Here is a 2,240-nt window from a genome sequence, read left to right on the forward strand (position 1 = left end):
TTGGAGGGCAATTATCTTCTACTACTCAGGTCTCACAAATTCTACGTTACCAAATTCTTGTTCGTTATTGGTTCTCGGAAAAGGTGTATCTGGTATTAGCACATCCAACCACTGACATAGCCCTTCCCAGCCGTCACCATTATTATAAACAAATAATTTATCGCCTTTGAAGCCTTCTCTTACCGACTTTACATTTTGGTTGAAAATATTAATACAGTGGCTGCGGTCAGCTATGTTGCCTTTAAAGGTGTTTTTCATAATCATACGCACAAGCATTTCACCAAAAGGGTTTGGTTTATCACTTGGCGCTTCGTTAACGCCGTCACTGATAACCTTAAAAATAGTTTTGGAAATACTGCTATACCAGCTCTCGGCTGTTCTGGTTGTTAGCAATATTTTTGCGTCGGGAAAATGTTCAGCGAGTGCTGGCCAGTATGCAGCTGTTGGCCAATCAACGCAGCTTTCATAACCAGCTAGGGCTTCATCCCAATCGATTTTTTCACCTTTAGAGGCGGCGAGCCAATAAGGCAAATGTTTGTCGGGATTTGCAATGACTTCATGCATGTGATGGCAGGGCCCAAAACCTAGCTGCTCCAACGCAATTTTCATCGACAGACTGCCTGTGCGTCCAAAACCACATCCAATGATTTTCATATCGATCCCTCTTGGCGATTATTCAACAGTTAAATAATGGTGGTTTGCAAATAGAAGCACGGGAGTTAGCTCTAACGTTACATCATTTTTTTCGGTCTTCTTCAAGCTTCCGCACTGCGCTACTTACCGTCATGTAGTGTACTCTGATGGCCCCGATCTCTGCCATCGTATAAGCACCGGATAGTAAGCCTGACCTACCGCTTGATCTCTATTCGGGTTAGCTGAGAGTCTGTCAAAAAATCAAAAAAACATTTCACACCTGTCATCTAACCATCGCGGCCACACATGATAGTGAGGTATTCATTCAACAAAGACCAACCGATGCCAAACCAAAATTTCCAGAGCCTATTTCCAGAAATACCCGAAACCGTTCAATTGCAAAACAAACACCCCAAAGCCCATCGCCACGACGCAAACGCACCTGCGCGCGTGTTGACCCCCAACCGATTGCAAGTTGAGCTTCACCCCAGCAATCTTGAATCCTTACTGCTGGAAGGACATCGTGCACGTCTGGTTTGAAGCTACGTATAACAGCAGAACCTCAAAGGCATGTACGACGCCATCAAAGCACGACAAGGTAGCGCAGCGCGATTGCGTCCGAGATCGTGTTTGCCTTGTGGCTTTATGCCACTCTCGACCATGTTGGCAACGCACGCGAACTGGCACGATTGACTTTGGCGCATGACGCCTATCGCTGGATATGCGGCGGCGTGCAAGTTAACTACTTCACGCTGCCTGACTTCCGTGTTGCTCACGGTGCGGCGCTCGCAAACTGACACTGGCAACGCGGCTAATGTTGGATGTGAGGGTCGTAAATTCAAGGGTGTCACGCAAGAAGGCGTACGTGTGCATGCCGCAATTAAACTGCATGCCTGCTATCAAGAAAATCAAACGGCGTCAAAGTAAAAAGGCAGAGGAAGCACACACCGCCAGCGCGGATCAGGGATTCGGAGTCAACGGTCATGAAGAGGGAGAATGCTGGCGTGTAAATAGCAAGTCTTGGCAGCGATAGGGGTCAACTTGCACTGATGGTTGAACAAGAACAAAAAAGTTTTGAAATCACGGCCCCAGGGCGAATGATAGTGCATCGGTCGCATATTGGCGATTGCGTATGCGACAGAGGAAGCTAAAAAGAGATACAAGCTTCGCGCATCGTGGCTGAATGTGTGAACACGCAAGCACACATCCCTGTTTGGTGAAGTTGCCAGTTCGAGGTAAAGCGAAGGTCAAGTGCATCGCGTTGCGGTTTGCACGGTTATACAGTTTCATGCGCATGGTAAAGTTGGCACAGCAATTATTGGATATAAGCACGGGTACGTCCGCAATCCGTGTAATGTCAGGATTATGGAGAAAAAGGGGTGGAGGATGAGGAAAATAAACTTGAGTTAACGCAATAGAATTATAGTTTGAACAAAATTTTGCATCATCAATTTGTGCTGACTCGAAGAAAAATTGATCCAGTACAAATGGCTCCTCAAACAAAATGCTTGACCATCGTTATTTGCTCTGTATAATGCGCCCCTCTCGCTGCTACGGCAGCCCGTTCTTTAAAAGTTTACAGACAACCGACGAGTGTGGGTACATGC

General features: G+C 46.6%; 1 protein-coding gene and 1 pseudogene. One reads left to right on the forward strand and one right to left on the reverse strand.

The features are described 5' to 3' along the window. Nucleotides 1–21: 21 nt before the first annotated feature. Nucleotides 22–654, reverse strand: coding sequence for a sulfotransferase family protein (locus MJ769_RS12855; RefSeq protein ID WP_239237542.1), 633 nt, complete (start codon nt 652–654; stop codon nt 22–24). 417 nt (nt 655–1,071) lie between these two features. On the opposite strand from MJ769_RS12855, the pseudogene MJ769_RS12860 reads away from it, so the two are divergent. Beyond that, nucleotides 1,072–1,409, forward strand: a pseudogene (locus tag MJ769_RS12860) (IS5/IS1182 family transposase); the annotation flags it as partial. Nucleotides 1,410–2,240: the final 831 nt, after the last annotated feature.

Origin of the sequence: Candidatus Nitrotoga sp. BS (assembly GCF_927797785.1) — a bacterium.
Lineage (GTDB): Bacteria > Pseudomonadota > Gammaproteobacteria > Burkholderiales > Gallionellaceae > Nitrotoga.

Coding starts and splice junctions, on each gene's coding strand:
- MJ769_RS12855 (WP_239237542.1), bottom strand. CDS start 654: ATGAAAATCATTGGATGTGGTTTTGGACGCACAGGCAGTCTGTCGATG.